Raw genomic sequence first — 18,465 nt, 5'->3', positions numbered from 1 at the left:
AAAAAATGATAATGAAATATAAAAACTTTAGTAAAATTCATTAATAAAATTTAAAAAAAGGCTAGCTTATGTATAAAATAAATAAAATAGAAAATTCTATTACAAAATTACCAGAAAAAAGTTTTAAAGATTTAAAATTTACAGAAAGAAACAATTTGCAAGAATGGATAGCAAAAAATCCTAGTTGTTTGGGTGAGGATTTGCTTATTATACAGAAAGAATTTCAAGACTTTGATGGCACTAATGAAAGATTGGATTTATTAGCTTTGGATAAAGAAGGCAATTTGGTAATCATAGAAAACAAACGAGATGATAGTGGAAAAGATGTAACTTGGCAAGCACTTAAATATGCTTCTTATTGTTCTACTTTTAGCAAGAGTGATATTGAAAAAATCTATCAACGGTTTTTAATAAATGAAAATTACAAGAAAAAATTATGCGAATTTTTTGGTGTTGATGAAGAAAATTATGATGATATAAGAATAGAAAATCAACATCAGCGCATTATTTTAGTAGCGGCAAATTTTAGAAAGGAAGTAACTTCAGCGGTTTTGTGGCTTATTAATCAAGGTTTGTTTATACAATGCTTTAGAGTTACACCTTATGAATTTAACCAAGAGTATTTTTTAAATGTAGAGCAAATAATACCTATAAAAGAAGCACAAGAATATATCGTAAAACTAGCAAAAAAAGAGCAAGAGCAAAATTTAATCAATAGTTCTCAAAAACAAAGACACAATATAAGATTTAAATTTTGGAATAAATTGTTAAATAAAATTAAAGAAGAAAAATTTGAACTATTTTCTAATACTAAACCATCAAAAGACAATTGGATTAATACAGGAAGTGGAGTGGGATTTTGCCATTATGCTTTTGTTTTTAATAAAGATTGTGCTAGAGTTGAGCTTTATATAGATAGTAAAGATAAAGAAAAAAACGAATGTATTTTTGATGGTTTTTTAGAATATAAAGAAAAAATAGAAAATCAATTTGGAAAAACATTGATTTGGGAAAGATTGGAAGAAAAAAGAGCTTGTAGAATAAAATATGAAAAAGAATTTGACTCTTATGATGAAGAAAATTGGGATGAGATTATAGAATTTATGATACAAAATATGCAAAAATTAGAAAAAAGCATGAAAGAAATCATTCGTAAGATTAATTTAGAATTAAAATAAGCCAAAGGCTTATTTTAATGAGTTTGCAAGATTTTAGCTAAATCTTTAGCACCTTTTAAATCCACTTTGCCAGAACCTAAAAGTGGAATTTGTTCTACTTTAAAATATCTACTTGGTTTAAAAATAGCAGGCATAGTAGAGTTTTTAATCGCTTCACAAATTCCTTCAAAATCTTGCTCTTGGCATTCTACTAATAAGCATACCATTTCACCTTTTTTATCATCATCTAGCGCAACTGCGCAAAATTTTACTATATCTGTATTGATAAATTTAGCAATTTCTTCTTCTAAAGCTCCTAAAGATATCATCTCGCCACCAATTTTTGCAAAACGAGAATAACGATCTACTATATATAAAAAGCCATCCTCATCTACATGACCTTTATCGCCGGTATTATACCAGCGTATACCATCGATTTCTTTGATAACTTCATCGGTTTTTTCTTTATTGTTTAAATAACCCACCATAACCTGATGGCCACCAATGAGTATTAACCCATCTTCTCCATGATTTAAACTTTCATAAGTAGATGGATCTACTATGCGTATAGCGCTTCCTGGTAAAGGCATACCTACACTACCTTCTTTATTTGCACGGTGTAAAATCCAATAGTCAGGATCAAATTTATTTGGTAAATTTACACTTGCAACTGGAGTGGTTTCAGTGGCTCCATAGCCTTCAAAAATAGGTTTTTTAAATTTCATTTCAAAGGCAGTTCTTACTTCGCTTTTGAGTTTTTCAGCACCTGAAACGATAATCCTTAAGCTTTCAAACATAATCGCATCAAGTTTTTTATTTCTTGCATAAATACCTAGAAAAGTTGAAGTAGCACACATAATACTAACATTATTTTTTACTATAGCTTTTGCTACACCTAGCGCATCTGTTGGATCAGCATGTGTTATGCTTTTAATCCCTTCTAATAAAGGCATAAAAGTAGTTACAGTTAATCCAAAAGCATGAAAAGGTGGCAAAGAAGATAAGACAACATCTTCATTTTTTGCACATAATACATCTGAAATTTGAGCTATATTGCTTAAAATATTACGATTATTTAGCATTACTCCTTTTGGTGTTCCCTCGCTACCACTACTAAATAATATAGCAGCTATGGCAAGGTTTTGTTTATTAGGTGCAAATAATGCTTTTATTAAACAAGTAGGTAAGATACTTACTAAAGCAAGCATAGAAAAGATTTTGAGTTTTTGTTTTTTAAAGCTTGCGATAATATCTTCCATAAAAATGATTCTAACATGCTCTTCAAATTCTAGTTTTATACCTTTATTTTCTAATTTTTCCATAAATTTTCTAGAAGTATAAATTTGTTGAATTTGAGAGCTTTGAATGGCTTGATTAATTGCTTTTACACCTGCTGTGAAGTTTAAATTTACTACGATTTTATTTGCAAGCAATACAGCTAGATTGCAAAGAGAACTAGCCATAGAAGCAGGGAGTAAAATTCCCACACATTCTTCTTTTGGAGCATAGCTTCCTTGGGTAGGTTGTATATTTAGCTCATGCGATATATTTTTTATGAAAGAGCTAAAAACTAAACTTAAAGCAAGCATTTTTCTATAGGTAATACCACCTATTAAAGGATCAACAATAGCTATTTGACTTAAATTTCTTTTAGCGCTATCTATCCAAGCTCTGGCTATAGTATGCATACTTTCACATTGAGATTTCCAAGCAATAAAAGAAAGTTCAAAAACTTTTGTTTTAACCACTTCTTTTTTAGTGTGTATTGGCAAGCTTTTTCCAAAAGCAATAGCGATTTTTCTTTTGCTTATTTTGCGGTTTCTTGCTGAAAATTCTTCATCACTTCTTGAAAAAGCACTTCCCCAAAGTCCTCTAATATAAAAAGGTAAAATCACTCCATCTTGTTCTTCTAATTTTGAGCAAACTAACTCAAATCCACCTTTAAATTCATTAAGCTGTCCATGGCGTGAAAGCACTCCTTCTGGGAAAAGGCAAACTAAATTTCCATTTTTAATATGCATAGCAATAAGCTCTAAGCTTGATTTGCTAGAAGCGCTTGAAACAGGAATAACTCCAAATTTATCAAGAAAAATTCTAATATACCACTTAGAATAAATGCTTTTTTCCATAACAAAATAAATTTTTCTTGGTATAGCCATTTGCACAATAGCCCAATCTATAAAAGATATATGATTACCAAGTAATAATGCTCCACCTTTTTCAGGAATATTTTCAAAACCTTCTACTAATAAACGATAGCGTTGAAAAAACGCTATACTTATTAATAAACGCACTAAAGAAAAAGGCAATTTACTTAACACATAAATGCTTCCAAAAAATGCCACAGCGATGATAAAATAAAACAAATTTATCACTTCAAATTCAGCATAAGCAGCAAAAGTAGCTAGTGCTAAAAAGCCTAACATAAAAATATTTTGTATGAAATTATTTCCTGCTAAGACTTTTCCTAGTTCATTTTCTTTTGCATGAAATTGTATGAGAGAATTTAAAGGTATGATAAAAAATGCCCCGCTTAAACCAAAAATAAAAAACACTACACTATAACTTAGTAAGTTTTCTAAAAACGGCATTAAAATACTCATTAGAAAAATTCCTAAGGCACCTAGTGGTATAAGACCTAATTCGATGTAATTTTTAGAGAATTTACCACTAATAAGCGATCCTATAATCACTCCTATGCCAGAAAAAGCTAAAGAGCATTGTACATAAAAGGTATTTTCTATGAAAAGATCATTTTTTGCATATACAGGAAAACTCACTAAGTAAAGTTGTGATATGGCCCAAAAAAGTGAAATTCCTACAATGCAAAGCCAAATGATTTTATGAGAAAATATTGTTTTTAAATTAGAGGCTAAAAGTTTTCCTTGGAAATATTGTTTTTTGTCAAAACTTAAACTTTTATCTTCTTCTTTTAAACAAGGAAGTTTATAAGCTAAAAAAAGTTCTAATAAAGCAAAAGCTATTAATACAAAACCCAAAGGTGCAATTTGTATTAAAATATCTGAAGGAGTGTTAAAATTTGGATCAAAAAGCATTTCAAAGCTTAGAGAAAATACTGCCATACCCGCTAAAATAGCCACAATACTTACTGCGTTTACAGCTCCATTTCCCATAGCTAAAAGCTCTTTTCCTACTAATTCTTTTATAAAACCATATTTTGCAGGAGAGTATAAGGCAGATTGTACTCCCATGATAAAAGTCATTACAAAAGCAAGCCAAAATGCTCCAAGATAATAACACAAACAAATAATACAAGTTAATATTACTGAAAATAATGCAGATATTTTCATGATTTTATTTTTAGGAAATTTATCTGCTAAAAATCCAGAAGGTGAAAGCATAAGGATAAAAGGTAAAAGCATCAAAGCATTAACAATAGCAGTTAGAAAAAGCTGAGTGCTATCTTCATAAAATTTATAAATGGTATTTTGTATGATGATCTTGTGTCCTAAATCCACAAAAGCGTTAATAAAAGCTACTGCTAAAAATGGCAATACGCCAAAAATCTTTAAGAAATTTCCTTGCATTTAAAACTCCATTTTATTTTAAAAATATTATTTTATTATATAAAATTTAAATGGAGTTTTGATATTTGATTAATCTTTAAATTCTACCACTTCATCAAATGCAAAACGAGCTTTTTCTACGCTAGTATTTTCTTGGGTATGTCCTAAAGTAATGAGCATAGAAACTCTTTGTTTAGTGGTGTCTAAATTTAAATATTGATTGATTTTATCTTTATCAAAGCCACCGATAATACATGAGCCTAAATTTAAACTATAAGCAGCATTGATAATATTTGCAATAGCAAGATAGCTTTGTTCTTTAGCATAAATAAAACTTTGTTCTAAATTCATTGCATCTAAAAACGGCTTATAAGTTTGCAAGCGTTTGTTTAATTCTTCTTGGTTTAAACCTCTTTTTTTTAGTTTTTCTTCAAAATAATCTTTAAAATCAGCCCTTGAAATTACAACTATAATAGCAGCGCAATTTGCTACATGGCTTTGATTATTAGCTATTTTGGCAATTTCTTTTTTATGTTCATCTTTTTGAAAAACTAAGAATTTCCAAGGTTCAAGTCCTAAGGAGCTAGGAGATAATCTAGCACATTCTAAGATATATTCTAAATTCTCTTTAGAAATTTTTTCTTGGGTGTAAGCTCTAATAGAAGAGCGATTTTGCATTAAATTTAAATAATCTTGCATTATTTTTCCTTTTTTTGGTTTATCTTATATCTTATAAGCTTTAAAATTGTTAAAATTATATTTTATTGTTACAATTTTATTTTTACTTCATACAAATGTTTTATTATATGATTTTTAAAGGATTAAAATGAAAAAAATAATTTATTTAAGCATATTTTTGATTTTACTCATTATAGGGGTGTATTTTTTCTTTTTTGCAAATAAGGAAGAATATAATTATCTAACTTATGAGGTTAAAAAACAAGACATCACTCAAAGTATAGAAGCAATTGGTGAAGTTTATGCAAAAACCCAAGTTGATGTTGGTGCACAAGTTAGTGGGCAAATTACTAAACTTTATGTAAAATTAGGTGATCATGTTAATGAGGGTGATTTAATCGCACAAATTGATAAAGATAAGCAACAAAATGATTTAGATATTACCAAAGCTCAGCTTGAAAGTGCAAAGGCAAATTTAGAAAGTAAGAAAATCGCTCTTGATATAGCTACTAAACAATACCAAAGAGAACAAAAGCTTTATGCTAAAAAGGCTACCTCTTTAGAAAATCTTGAAAATCTTAAAAATACTTTTTATGCCTTAAGAGCAAATGTGGCTGATTTAAAAGCTCAAACTACTCAACTTGAAATTTCTTTAAAAAATGCTCAAAAAGATTTAGCTTATACTACCATAACTGCACCTAGTAAGGGTGAGATTATTAATGTAGCAGTTGAAGAAGGGCAAACTGTAAATGCAAACCAAAATACACCAAGCATAGTGCGTTTGGCTGATTTAAGTGAAATGGAAATTCGTATGCAAATAGCTGAAGCTGATATTAATAAAATTAGTGTGGGAAAAAAGGTTAAATTTAGCATTTTAAATGAGCCTGATAAAAAATATGAAGCAACTATTTCAAGTATAGATCCAGCAAATACTACTATAAGCGATGCAACAAGTAATACAAATTTAAACTCAAACTCAAGTACTAGCGCTAGTGCTGTGTATTATTATGCAAGGGTTTTTGTAAAAAATGATAATAATTTTTTACGCATAGGTATGAGTACAGAAAATGAAATTGCTATTAAAACAGAAAATAATACTTTAGTTATACCAACTTTGGCTATAAAAAGTGATGCAAGTGGTTATTATGTAGAAATTTTAAAAGCCAATAATATAAGTGTAAAAACACCTGTTAAATTAGGTATTAAAGATAGTTTAAATACTCAAATTTTAGATGGTATTAATGAGGGTGATTTAGTTATCATAGGTAAAAATAAAAAATGATACGCTTAGAAAATATACAAAAAAAGATTAATAACACAACTATTTTAGAAAATATTAATCTTTATATTCAAAAAGGGGAATTTGTAGCTATTATAGGGCAATCAGGTAGTGGAAAAACCTCTCTTTTAAATATTATAGGCACACTTGATGAACCAAGTAGTGGAAAATATTTTTTAGATGCATATGAAGTTACAAATTTAAACAAGGATGAAAAAGCAAGGATTAGACGTGAAAAAATAGGTTTTATTTTCCAAAGATATAATTTGCTTAGTCTTTTAAATGCTAAAGATAATGTAGCCTTACCTGCTGTTTATGCAGGAAAAAACAAACAAGAAAGATCGCAAAAGGCTAAAGAATTACTTTCTTTTTTAGAGCTTGATCATAAAGAATTATCAAAGCCAAATGAACTAAGTGGTGGGCAACAGCAAAGAGTTTCTATAGCAAGAGCTTTGATGAATGGTGGTGAGCTTATTTTAGCAGATGAGCCAACGGGTGCGCTTGATTCTAAAAGCGGTAAGATAGTTTTAGAAATTTTAAATAAACTAAACGAGCAAGGACACACTGTAGTTTTAGTCACTCATGATAGAGAAATAGCTGCTAGAGCAAAAAGAGTTATAGAAATTAAAGATGGTAAGATTATAAGTGATAATGGTGCAAAAAAAGCAGACGAAATAAAAGCTAAGTTAATGCCAAAAGAGAAAAAAAGCTTTAATTTGCTTAAAAATCAGCTTTTTGAAAGCTTGAAAATGTCTGTAGCTTCCATTGTAGCACACAAGCTACGTTCTTTGCTTACTATGCTTGGTATTATCATAGGCATAGCTTCAGTAGTTTGCGTGGTTGCTTTAGGACTTGGAGCCCAACAAAACATACTTGCTTCTATTAGTTCTATTGGGACTAATACTATAGAAGTTGTTTCAGGACGAGGCTTGGGAGATATTCGATCAGGTAAAACAAGGCTAAATTTAAGTGATTTAAAAACCTTAAGTTCTTTGCCTTATTTAGAAGCAGTAGAAGCAGATGTGGGTAAAATAGGGGTAGTAACTTATAAGAATAATTCTTTACAAGCTAGAATTTATGGAGTAGGGCCAAATCATCTAAGACTTAGAGGTTTTGTAATGGTAGATGGTAGGTTTATTAATAATGAAGATATAAAAGATAATACTAATATTTGTATTATAGATGAAAATGCTTTGAGAATTTTATTTGATAATATCAGTGCTAAAGATGTTTTAGGTAAAAGTGTGATTTTTAACAAACAGCCTTTAACTATAGTTGGTGTTTTAAAAAAAGAAAGAGATAATAAAGGCTTTAGAGCTGATGAAAATACCATTAAAATTTACACTCCTTATTCTACTTTGATGAATAAAATCACAGGAGATAAGCAAATAAGAGCCATAGTAACCAAGGTAAAAGATGAGGTAAATCCTGCTTTAGCTGAAGAGGCTATGGTAAAAATTTTAGAGATTAAACGCGGAAAAAAAGATTTTTTCACTATAAATTCTGACGCGATTAAAAATGCTATTGAGGAAAATACTGCTACTTTGACTTTACTTATTTCTTCTATTGCGGTGGTATCTTTGATAGTAGGTGGTATTGGTGTGATGAATATCATGCTTGTTTCAGTAAGTGAGCGTACAAGGGAAATTGGAGTTAGAATGGCTATTGGAGCTAGAAAAGAAGATATTTTGATGCAGTTTTTAATTGAAGCTGTGTTGATTTGTTCTTTAGGAGCTATTTTTGGAGTAATGCTTTCTTTTATTATCATTGAAGTATTTAATTCTTTAAATTTTGGTTTTACGATGATACTTTCATTAAATTCAGTATTTTTAGGGCTTTTAAGTTCGGTTTTAATCGGAGTGGTTTTTGGATTTTTTCCGGCAAAAAATGCAGCAAATTTAAATCCTATTAGTGCTTTATCAAAGGAATGAGATGAGAATATTTTTATTATTTTTTATAGCCTTTTTTTTAAATGCTTGTGTAGGAGTAAAATTAGAACAAGTATCCCAAGATCAAATAAAAAAAGAATATTTTGAAGATTTTAATGCAAGCAAGGCTTGGTGGGAAAAATATAATAATCAAGATTTAAATAATATCTTAAAAGCTATTATTGACAATAACAAAGATCTAAATGTAGCAAGAGTTAATTTTTTAAGCACTTTAGCTAGATATAAGCTTTTAAATTTAGATCTTTATCCTATTTTGAGTGGAAATTTAGGTGCAAATATAAGAAAAAATTTAAACAATGGCGCAGAAATGCATAGTTTCTCAAATGGCATTATGTTAAATTATGAGCTTGATATATATGGAAAAATTTCAGATCAAGTTGCTAGTTCTGAATTTTTAGCAAAAGCAAGCGAATATGAGTTACGCTCTTTAGAACTTGATACGATTAATTTAGCGATTAATAGCATTTTTGAATTGATTTATTTTAATGATGTAGATCACTTGCTCAACAATCATTTAAAAAATCTTGAGCAAATGCTAGAAATTTATACTACTAAATTTAATTATGGTAAGGTTGAATATATTGATCTTTTAAATATCAAAAAGTCTTTATTAAACACTAAACAAAACATCATTACAAATTTGCAAAATAAAGACTTAACACTTAAAAATATAAAAGATTTGTTAGGTAAAGATGATGGATTTTTGATTAATAAAATGCTAAATTATACTCTTGAAGATTTTTCTTTGCAAAAAATTAATTTTGATATAGAGTTAAAAATGCTTGCTTATAGACCACAAGTTCAAGCAAAACTAAATCAACTTATGGCTTCTTATAAGGATTATGCAAGTGTGCAAAAAAGTATTTTGCCTAGTATAAAAATATTGGGAAATTTAGATGGGAGTGATAAGAATATTGAAGAGAGTTTTAAATTTTTAATCTTAGGAGGTAATGTTGTTATTGACTTACCATTTTTGGACTTTTATAGAGTAAGACAAAATGTAAAAATTTCTGAATTTGCATACCAAGCACGCTTATATGAGTATAAAGATGTATTACAAAGAGCTATTCATGAGTTTAAACTTTGTTATGAAAACGATAAATACTACAATGATTTGTTAAATTTAGTAAAAGATATCAATGCCAATCAAGCAAAAATTACACAATTATATTTTGAAAAATATGAATTAGGGCGTAATGAGCTAAAAGATTATCTTGATGCAGATGCTTTGCTTATTAATTCACTTCAAGAGCTTAGTAGAGCGAAACTGTCTTTGCTTAAAAATATTAATTTGTATCATAATATAGTATTGATTTCAGAGTAAAATAGACTTAAAAATGTTTCATTTTGTAATATCTTAGTAAAGAGTAGTGTTTATTTGCGTTGTTTTTAAAGTCATTTAGATTACAATTGATAAGTAAATCAAACAAAGGAGAGGTATGAAATTTGATTTTTATGCAACGCTAGTTACTATGGTTATAGTATTGCTTTTGGGCGTTTTTGTCATTAAAAGGGTAAAATTTCTTCGTGATTATAATATCCCTGAGCCAGTTGTTGGTGGTGGAATAGCTGCGATTATTCTTTTAATCTTACATAGTTCTTTTTCGCTAGACATTAAATTTGATGAATCTATGAAAGATCCGTTAATGCTTGCATTCTTTTCAAGTATTGGTTTGTTAGCTGATTTTGCTTCATTAAAAAAAGGTGGTAGAAAATTAGCAGTTTTTTTAGTTGTAGTTGTAGCTTTACTATTTGCGCAAAATATAGTTGGTATAGGTGTAGCAACCGCCATGGGACAAAATCCGCTTATGGGGCTTATAGCAGGTTCTGTTACAATGAGTGGTGGTCATGGTACAGGTGCAGCTTGGGCGGCTGAATTTATTAAAGAACCTTATTTGTATTCTAGTGCAACTACTGTTGCTATTGCTTGTGCGACTTTTGGACTTATTTCAGGTGGTATCATAGGTGGGCCTGTTGCGAGATATTTGGTTAATAAACACAAATTAGTAGTTCCAAAACAAAATGATGATAAAGATGCGATTTTAAATTTCCAATCTCCAGAAAAAGAAAGATTGATCACTCCATCTTCTTTTATAGAGTCTTTAGCATTGATTGCTTTATGTTTATTAATAGGTAATGCTTTATCTACTTATATCAAAGCAAATACAGGTTTTACTTTACCAACTTTTGTGTATTGTCTTTTTGTGGGTGTTGTTCTAAGAAATGTTTTATCAGCTACAAAAATTCACCATGTATTTGATAGAGAAGTATCAGTTTTAGGTAATGTAAGCTTGTCATTATTCTTAGCTTTAGCGTTAATGACTATTAATCTTTGGGATCTAGTAACCCTTGCACTACCGATGCTAGTAATTTTAGTAGTACAAGTTGCTATGATGGCTGCTTTTGCTATATTTGTAACCTTTAGAATATGTGGAAAAGACTATGATGCAGCAGTTTTAGCAGCAGGACATTGTGGTTTTGGTTTAGGTGCTACTCCAACAGCTATGGTAAATATGCAAACTGTAACAAATCACTATGGTATGAGCCATATGGCATTTATTATTGTGCCTTTAGTAGGTGCATTTTTCATAGATATAGTAAATGCTTTAGTGATTAATGCTTTCTTATATCTACCATTCTTTCATTAAAATCATCTAGCACTAATTTAGTGCTAGATTAACTTTTTATCTTTGCTCTTACATAAATGATTTAAAAAACACTCTTTACATAAGGGATTTTTGGCTTTACATGTATAACGTCCAAAAAGCACCATAGCTTGATGAAGATAGTTTAGATTATCTTTAAAAATTTTAGTTAAATCTTTTTCAGTTTCTTCAGGGGTTTTGGCTTTGCTAAGATTAAGTCTGTGTGAAACTCTAAATACATGAGTATCTACAGCCATGCAATTAGCTCCGCACCATTCTATCATTACTACATGTGCAGTTTTTTGTCCTACTCCTGCTAGAGTTTTTAAATCTTGCTCATTCATAGGAATTTCACCATTAAATTGCTCGCAAACTGCTTGAGCCATTTTGATTAAATTTTGTGCTTTATTATTATAAAATGAGCAAGAATTAATCAAAAGCTTCAAAGATGATAAGTTTGCCTTAGCTAAATCTTGTACGCTAGGATAAGCTTCAAATAAAGCCGGTGTGATGAGATTAACCCTTTTATCAGTACATTGAGCTGAAAGCATAACACAAACTATAAGTTCATAAGCATTACTAAAAACTAATTCTGTTTTTGCTTGTCCAAAATGCTCTAAAAATAATTTTTTAATTTCTAAATTTCTTTTCATAAACTTATTGTATGTTAATCGGCTTTAAATAAAGTTTAGATATAATAAAATCAACAAAACTATTTCAAAAGGAAAAACAATGAAAAAAATTTCTTTAGTTGCTGCGGCTTTGCTAACAGGTTTAAGTTTAAATGCTGCGGTGGTTGCAACCCTTGATGGAAACAATATCAGCGATACAGAAGTGAATGAATTTTTTGCTCCTATGTTAAGAGGTGCTAAAATCACTGATTTGCCAGCTGAACAAAAAAAAGCAATTATTGATCAATATATCGTTCAACAACTTGTATTAAAAGATGCTAAAGCTCAAAAAATAGAAAATGATCCTTCATATAAAGAAGAATTAGAGCGTGCTAAAGAAGCTATTTTGGTAAATATCTACCAAAAGAAAATTTTTGATTCAATTAAAAATAATGATGCTAAAGCTAAAAAATTCTATGAGGCAAATAAAGATAAATTCACTAAACCAGCTCAAGTGAAAGCTAAGCATATTTTGGTAACTAGCGAAAAAGAAGCTAAGGATATTATTGCCGAGCTTAGTAAGCTAAGTGGAAAAGCTTTAAATGATAAATTTGCTCAACTTGCAAAAGAAAAATCAATCGACAAAGGTTCTTCAGCTCAAGGTGGTGATCTTGGTTGGTTTGCTGAATCAACTATGGTAAAACCATTTGCTGATGCAGCATTTTCTATGAAAAAAGGTACTATTTCTAAAACACCTGTAAAGAGTGATTTTGGATATCATGTTATCTTAAAAGAAGATGCTAGAGCAAAAAGTACTATGAGCTATAATGAAGTAAAAGCAGGTATTGAAAGCAATATCAAAATGGAAGAATTTAAAGAACTTATGAATAAAAAAGCTCAAGAACTTCTTCAAAAAGCAAAAGTGGAATACAAATAATGGGCGTATTAGATCTTGTTAAGCCGGGTGTTTTAAGTGGTGATGATCTAAATATCGTATATAATCATGCAAAAAAAGAAGGATTTGCTATCCCTGCGGTAAATGTCGTGGGGACAAATTCTATTAATGCGGTTTTAGAAAGTGCTAAAAAAGTTAATTCACCTGTGATTATTCAGTTTTCAAATGGAGGAGCCAAATTTGTAGCAGGGAAAGCTTGCCCAAAAGCTGATGTGCTTGGCGCTATAAGTGGTGCAAGACATGTACATTTAATGGCAAAAGCTTATGGAGTTCCGGTGATTTTACACACAGATCATGCTGCTAGAAAATTACTTCCTTGGATCGATGCTTTGATTGAAGCAAATATTGAGTTTAAAAAAGAAACAGGCAAGCCTTTGTTTAGCTCTCATATGATTGATTTAAGTGAAGAGGATTTAGAAAGTAATCTAAGCACTTGTGAAAATTATCTAAAACAAATGTCTGAACTTGGAATTTCTTTAGAGCTTGAGCTAGGATGTACGGGTGGTGAAGAAGATGGGGTGGATAATACTAATATCGATAATGCAAAATTATACACCCAGCCTGAGGATGTAGCACTAGCTTATGAGAGACTTTCTAAAATTAGTGATAGATTTTCAATCGCAGCTAGCTTTGGTAATGTACATGGAGTATATAAACCAGGAAATGTGATTTTAAGACCTGAAATTCTTAAAAACTCTCAAAATTATGTAAAAGAAAAATTCAATCTTGGTGAAGAAAAACCAATCAATTTTGTTTTCCATGGTGGCAGTGGTAGTGATATAGAAGATATCAAAGCAGCACTTAGCTATGGTGTGATTAAGATGAATATTGATACAGATACTCAATGGGCTTTTTGGGATGGTGTTAGAGAGTATGAACTTAAAAATAAAGCTTATTTGCAAGGACAAATTGGCAATCCAGATGGAGATGATAAGCCAAATAAAAAATACTATGATCCAAGAGTATGGCTTAGAGCGGGTGAAGAGAGCATGATCAAACGCTTAGAGTGTGCTTTTAGCGATTTAAATTGTATCGATAGAAACTAAGAGTTTTATAACTCTTAGTTGATTTTCCTGTGAAGATTTCAAATTTTTAGAGCAAAATTAACAAAGGTTTATAAAATGGAAGTTAAAACAACTGATGATTTTTCTGATCTTGTATTGCCTGAGGGAAAAGGTAGTACCGGAATTGTTGCTTATTTAAAGATTATTTTTATCCCTGCTATATTGTATATTTTAGTGCTTTTAGGATATTTTGGAAAGATTGATTTTAAAGTAGAATTACATAGTGTTGTAATGATAGGGATTATCTTTTTGGTAGCTTTGATCTTTGCTAGACATAGTGCTGATTATGCTTCAAGTATTTTTGAGCAACAAAAAGATGAATTTAAGCTTATATTAAAACGCTATATTATGAAGCATTTTTTAGTTATAGGTAAAGAAACAAAGTCAAACGCTAGTTTTGATGATTTTGCTTATGCTTATGTGAAAGATTTGAGAAATGAAAATTTTGCTTCTGTAGGTGCAGCTATTTTTCCTATGCTCGGTATTTTGGGGACTTTTATAAGTATAGCAATGTCTATGCCAAATTTTAATTCAAGCGACACAGCAGGTTTAGAACAAGAAATTTCAGTTTTATTAAATGGAGTAGGAACAGCCTTTTATGTATCAATTTATGGAATTTTCTTAGCACTTTGGTGGATATTTTTTGAAAAATACGGCAGCAGTAAATTCCAAAAACTTCTTAATCGTCAAAAAAATGCAACAAGCGATTTTTTCTGGTCTAAAGAAGAAATTGATAGAAAGTATCTTCAAGAAAGTTTGCAACATTTTGAAAAAATAGGCACGATTTTTGAGCATGTAAGTAATGAGGAATTTTTTAAAGAATTAGATAATACAATAGATAGAAAATTCAAAGTTTTTCAAGAGCTTGTAAATGCTGAGGAAAAAGCTGTAAGATTAAGCAGTGAGCATGTAAAACAAACTATGAGTGATTTGTCTAAAACCCAAAGAGAGCAAAAAGATATAGTTAAAACTTACAGCGAGATTGCAAATGCGGTAAATATGCTAAATTCAAACATAAAAGATTTAACTTTAAGAATTTCAGAGCAATACAACAGACTTTTGGATGTGAGTTCTGATAAGATTGTGCATTTAGATAAAAGCGTGAGTGCTTTAGATGAAAAGGTGAATAATTTTTCAAATAATATTGAAAAATATCAAAATCTTATGCTAGATAATCAAACTAAACTTTTCGAGGGCTTTAGGGCAAGTATTATAGAAGGTATGCACACTTTTAAAGAAGCTTATGAAGATGAAAAAAATATCGATGAAAAAATTTCACTAATGCAAGAATTTAAAGAAGAAAGCAAAGAATTAGATGAGCAAACTACACAAGTTATTGCAAAGCTTGAAAATCAAAAAGAAGATGAAAAAATAGATGATAAAAAATAATTCTAACAATGAAGAAAATAATTTTTGGATAGCTTATGCAGATTTAATGGCGGGCTTGCTTTTTATATTTATTTTGCTTATTGGAGCTATAGTTGTTAAGTATGTTTTAACTCAAAGTGATTTGCAAATCATAAAAGAAAATCTGCAAAAACAAGAAGAGCGCTTAAGAGAGAACAAAGAAGAATTAAACCAAAAAGAAGATATTTTAAAAAATCTTAGTCAAAAATTAAATAATACTTCAAGCACGCTTGATGATGTTAATAAGCAAAAACAGGCTTTAGAGGCTAACATTACTAAACTCAATCAAGATTTAAATTCAAGTTTAGATGAAAAAGATCAACAAATTTTTGCTTTACTTGAGAGATTAAACAAAAAAGATGAAGAAATCAAAGAATTAGAGCGTAATTTTGATGAGGCAAAAAGTAAAATCAAAGAACTAGGTTTAATCAAAGAAAATACCATTAAAAATCTTCAAGCAAAATTTGATACTAACATTACCTTAGATTCTAATACAGGGGCGATAGTTTTACCTTCTGAAGTGCTTTTTGATACAAATTCTTTTACTCTAAAAGCACATGCAAAAGAAAATTTAAAAGCGATTTTAACGCAGTATTTTGACAATATTTTAAAAGATGAAAATATCTTAAATAGCATAGAAAATATAGTCATAGAAGGTCATACAGATAGTGCAGGTTCTTATATATATAATCTTGATTTATCACAAAAAAGAGCTTATGCTGTGATGAGTTTTATACACTCATTTTACAAAGATCCAAGATTGCAAAAACTTTTAATGGCAAGTGGTAGGTCTTATTCTGATGTGATTATGAAAGATGGTAAAGAAGATAAAGAAGCAAGCCGTAGAATAGAGATTAAGTTTAATATCAATACAAATAATGCTTTAGAAAAGGTTGAAAAATACCTTGATAGCAAGTAGAATTGATATTTTAAAATACAAAAATTTTGAATTTTTACTCAAAAGAGATGATTTATTAGGTTACATCAATGGAAATAAGGCTAGAAAACTAGCCTTATTTGAAAAAAACAAACATTTATTTAAAAAAGGACAAAGGTTTATTTCTTTTGGTTCTTCTCAAAGTAATGCTTTAGTTGCTTTAGCTAAGTTTTGTTACGAAAATGATTTTTCACTTATTTTTGTTTGTGAAAAAATGAGTTCTTTTTTAAAAGAAAATCCCCATGGAAATTTAGAATTTGCATTAAAATACAATGTTGAGTTGATAGAAAATACAAATTATCCTACAAGAAGATTACAAGCTTTAGCCTTAAAAAAAGATGATGATATTTTTATAGAAGAGGGTGTGGCTATAAAAGAAGCTGAATTTGGATACCAACAACTAGCCTTAGAGCTTAGTGAACAGTTGAATGAAAATGTAAGTATTTTTTTACCCTCAGGTACAGGAACTTCTGCGGCTTTTTTGGCTAAACATAGTAAATTTAAAGTTTTTACATGTGCTTGCGTAGGCGATAGTGCGTATTTAAAAGAGCAAATTTTAAGCTTAGAAGCAAATTATGATTTTGATAATTTAACCATACTAAATCCACCTAAAAAATATCATTTTGCTAAGCCTTATTTGGAATTTTATGATCTTTATCAAGATCTAAAAAAAGAATGTAGAGTGGAGTTTGATTTGCTTTATGATATGGTGGGTTTTAAAACTTTATTAGCTCATAAAGAGCAATTTGGTGGAAAAATCTTATATATCCATCAAGGAGGCCTTGAAGGAAATATAAGCATGTTAAAGCGTTATGAGTATAAATTAAAAAATTCCAAAATAAAAAATCACTAAGATAATCAAAGGTATGATAAACTTAACATAGTAATACCATAGTTTAAAAATACTTCCTTTTAGAGTATTTTGATTAGAAAGTTCATAAATAGCATCTTTTTTAAGTACCCAACCTACATAAATACAACAAAAAAATGCGGTTAAAACAAAGAATATATTTCCACTAATAAAATCAAAGCTATCAAAAATATTTTTTCCTTTGATGATGGTAATATCTCTTAAAGGACCATAAGTAAGTATGCATGGTAAATTTCCTAAGACAAAAATACTTCCAAGTGTTAGATTGATAGCAGTATTTTTAGCTAGTTTAAATTTTTCTTCCAAAACACTGATGATTACTTGATAAATTGGCAAGCTTGTAGTAAGTGCAGCGATGATTAAAAGTAAAAAGAAAAACACACAAATTATACTTCCAAAAGGTATATGTGAAAATGCAACAGGTAAGGTTTTAAAAACTAAAGATGGCCCACTATCAGGGGTTAAACCTACACTAAATAAAGCAGGAAAAATCATAAAACCAGCAAGTACTGCTATGAGGGTATTTAAAATTCCTGTATAAACAGAAGTTTTGATTAAATTCTCATTTTTCTTAAGGTGAGATGATAAGGTTATCATTACACCAAAACCCAAAGATAGGGCAAAAAATACTTGCCCTAAAACATCTATAAACAATTTAGGAGTGATTTTGGAAAGATCAGGAGTAAGGTAAAATTTCACACCCTCACTTGCTCCTTCAAGAGTTAAATTACGTGCAACAACAACCAAAAGACAGATAAATAAAAATGGCATAAGGTATTTTACTGACTTTTCTATGCCATCAATCACACCTTTTTTTAAGATAATCCAGTTAATTATCACAAATATAGTAGTAAAAATTCCTATTAATAAAGGATTATTTTCTATAGTAGAGCTATAAAATTCGCTTGTATATTGAGCATTAATGGGACTTGAAAGATTAAAATCGCCTATGATGATTTTAAAAATATAAGCTAAAACCCATCCACCTATTACCATATAATAAGCCATGATTCCAAAACTACCTAAAAGTCCCATGTAGCCAACACCTTGCCAAGAATTAGATATTTTAACTCCATCACTTGTTTTTCCGCCAAAAGCATCGACTGAATTTAGCATTCTGCGTCTTCCTATAACATTTTCAACCAAAATCACAGGAATTCCTATAAAAATCATAGCTATACAAAAGGCTAAAACATAAGCACCGCCTCCATTTTCACCTACTAAGTATGGAAAACGCCAAGTGGCTCCAAAACCAATAGTCGCTCCTGCTACTGTAAGGATATAAGTTAGCGTATTGCTCCAAGTTTGTCTTTGCATACTTTTTCCTTGCTAAATTTAAATAAAAAATGTTTTAAGATAAAAAATAATACCATTATGCCAAATTT

At 29.6% G+C, this 18,465-nt stretch carries 14 protein-coding genes; 10 read left to right on the top strand and 4 right to left on the bottom strand.

The features are described 5' to 3' along the window. The first annotated feature begins 68 nt into the window (after positions 1–68). Positions 69–1,178, top strand: a complete 1,110-nt coding sequence (locus L8V77_RS00925) for a DUF4268 domain-containing protein (RefSeq protein ID WP_263706258.1) — start codon at positions 69–71, stop codon at positions 1,176–1,178. A 14-nt stretch (positions 1,179–1,192) separates the two neighbouring features. On the opposite strand, the gene L8V77_RS00920 is transcribed toward L8V77_RS00925, so the two are convergent. Both L8V77_RS00920 and L8V77_RS00915 read right to left on the bottom strand, forming a co-directional pair. Then, complete coding sequence (locus L8V77_RS00920; protein WP_263706256.1) at positions 1,193–4,705, bottom strand: acyl-[ACP]--phospholipid O-acyltransferase; 3,513 nt, start codon at positions 4,703–4,705, stop codon at positions 1,193–1,195. Between the two features lie 69 nt (positions 4,706–4,774). Then, on the bottom strand, positions 4,775–5,383 hold the full coding sequence (locus L8V77_RS00915; RefSeq protein WP_214135075.1) for an NAD(P)H-dependent oxidoreductase: 609 nt from the start codon (positions 5,381–5,383) through the stop codon (positions 4,775–4,777). A 127-nt stretch (positions 5,384–5,510) separates the two neighbouring features. On the opposite strand from L8V77_RS00915, the gene L8V77_RS00910 reads away from it, so the two are divergent. The 4 genes from L8V77_RS00910 (at position 5,511) to gltS (ending at position 11,238) form a co-directional block, all read left to right on the top strand. Next, entirely contained in the window at positions 5,511–6,644 is a 1,134-nt protein-coding gene (locus L8V77_RS00910) for an efflux RND transporter periplasmic adaptor subunit (protein ID WP_263706255.1), read from the top strand. After that, positions 6,641–8,572 (top strand): ABC transporter permease, encoded by a 1,932-nt coding sequence (locus L8V77_RS00905; protein WP_263706254.1) that lies wholly within the window; start codon positions 6,641–6,643, stop codon positions 8,570–8,572. Before L8V77_RS00910 ends, L8V77_RS00905 begins: the two co-directional genes overlap by 4 nt. 1 nt (position 8,573) lies before the next feature. Next, the gene (locus L8V77_RS00900) at positions 8,574–9,914 is read left to right on the top strand and encodes a TolC family protein (protein ID WP_263706252.1); all 1,341 of its coding nucleotides are present in this window, start codon (positions 8,574–8,576) and stop codon (positions 9,912–9,914) included. Positions 9,915–10,029: 115 nt separating this feature from the next. After that, positions 10,030–11,238: a sodium/glutamate symporter gene (gltS, locus tag L8V77_RS00895; RefSeq protein ID WP_263663209.1), complete on the top strand. Its 1,209-nt coding sequence runs from the start codon at positions 10,030–10,032 to the stop codon at positions 11,236–11,238. Between the two features lie 23 nt (positions 11,239–11,261). On the opposite strand, the gene nth is transcribed toward gltS, so the two are convergent. Next, positions 11,262–11,888, bottom strand: a complete 627-nt coding sequence (gene nth / locus L8V77_RS00890) for an endonuclease III (protein ID WP_039618455.1) — start codon at positions 11,886–11,888, stop codon at positions 11,262–11,264. 79 nt (positions 11,889–11,967) lie between these two features. On the opposite strand from nth, the gene L8V77_RS00885 reads away from it, so the two are divergent. The 5 genes from L8V77_RS00885 (at position 11,968) to L8V77_RS00865 (ending at position 17,062) form a co-directional block, all read left to right on the top strand. Beyond that, positions 11,968–12,783, top strand: coding sequence for a peptidylprolyl isomerase (locus L8V77_RS00885; RefSeq protein WP_263663212.1), 816 nt, complete (start codon positions 11,968–11,970; stop codon positions 12,781–12,783). Beyond that, positions 12,783–13,847 carry a class II fructose-bisphosphate aldolase gene (gene fbaA, locus L8V77_RS00880; protein WP_263706251.1) on the top strand — a complete coding sequence of 355 codons (1,065 nt, stop codon included), beginning with the start codon at positions 12,783–12,785 and terminating at the stop codon, positions 13,845–13,847. The genes L8V77_RS00885 and fbaA overlap by 1 nt, the downstream gene beginning before the upstream one ends. A 75-nt stretch (positions 13,848–13,922) precedes the next feature. After that, entirely contained in the window at positions 13,923–15,254 is a 1,332-nt protein-coding gene (locus L8V77_RS00875) for a MotA/TolQ/ExbB proton channel family protein (RefSeq protein ID WP_039626332.1), read from the top strand. Beyond that, positions 15,241–16,191: an OmpA family protein gene (locus tag L8V77_RS00870; RefSeq protein ID WP_263672026.1), complete on the top strand. Its 951-nt coding sequence runs from the start codon at positions 15,241–15,243 to the stop codon at positions 16,189–16,191. Before L8V77_RS00875 ends, L8V77_RS00870 begins: the two co-directional genes overlap by 14 nt. Further along, complete coding sequence (locus L8V77_RS00865) at positions 16,178–17,062, top strand: 1-aminocyclopropane-1-carboxylate deaminase/D-cysteine desulfhydrase (protein ID WP_263706250.1); 885 nt, start codon at positions 16,178–16,180, stop codon at positions 17,060–17,062. The genes L8V77_RS00870 and L8V77_RS00865 overlap by 14 nt, the downstream gene beginning before the upstream one ends. Here L8V77_RS00865 and L8V77_RS00860 read toward each other — a convergent pair. Beyond that, entirely contained in the window at positions 17,033–18,397 is a 1,365-nt protein-coding gene (locus L8V77_RS00860) for a sodium-dependent transporter (RefSeq protein ID WP_214126899.1), read from the bottom strand. The genes L8V77_RS00865 and L8V77_RS00860 overlap by 30 nt on opposite strands. Positions 18,398–18,465: the final 68 nt, after the last annotated feature.

Origin of the sequence: Campylobacter sp. IFREMER_LSEM_CL2127 (genome assembly GCF_025771745.1) — a bacterium.
GTDB lineage: Bacteria > Campylobacterota > Campylobacteria > Campylobacterales > Campylobacteraceae > Campylobacter_D.
The sequence above is the reverse complement of the archived record's forward strand: the minus strand, read 5'-3'. Positions and strand labels throughout refer to the sequence as shown.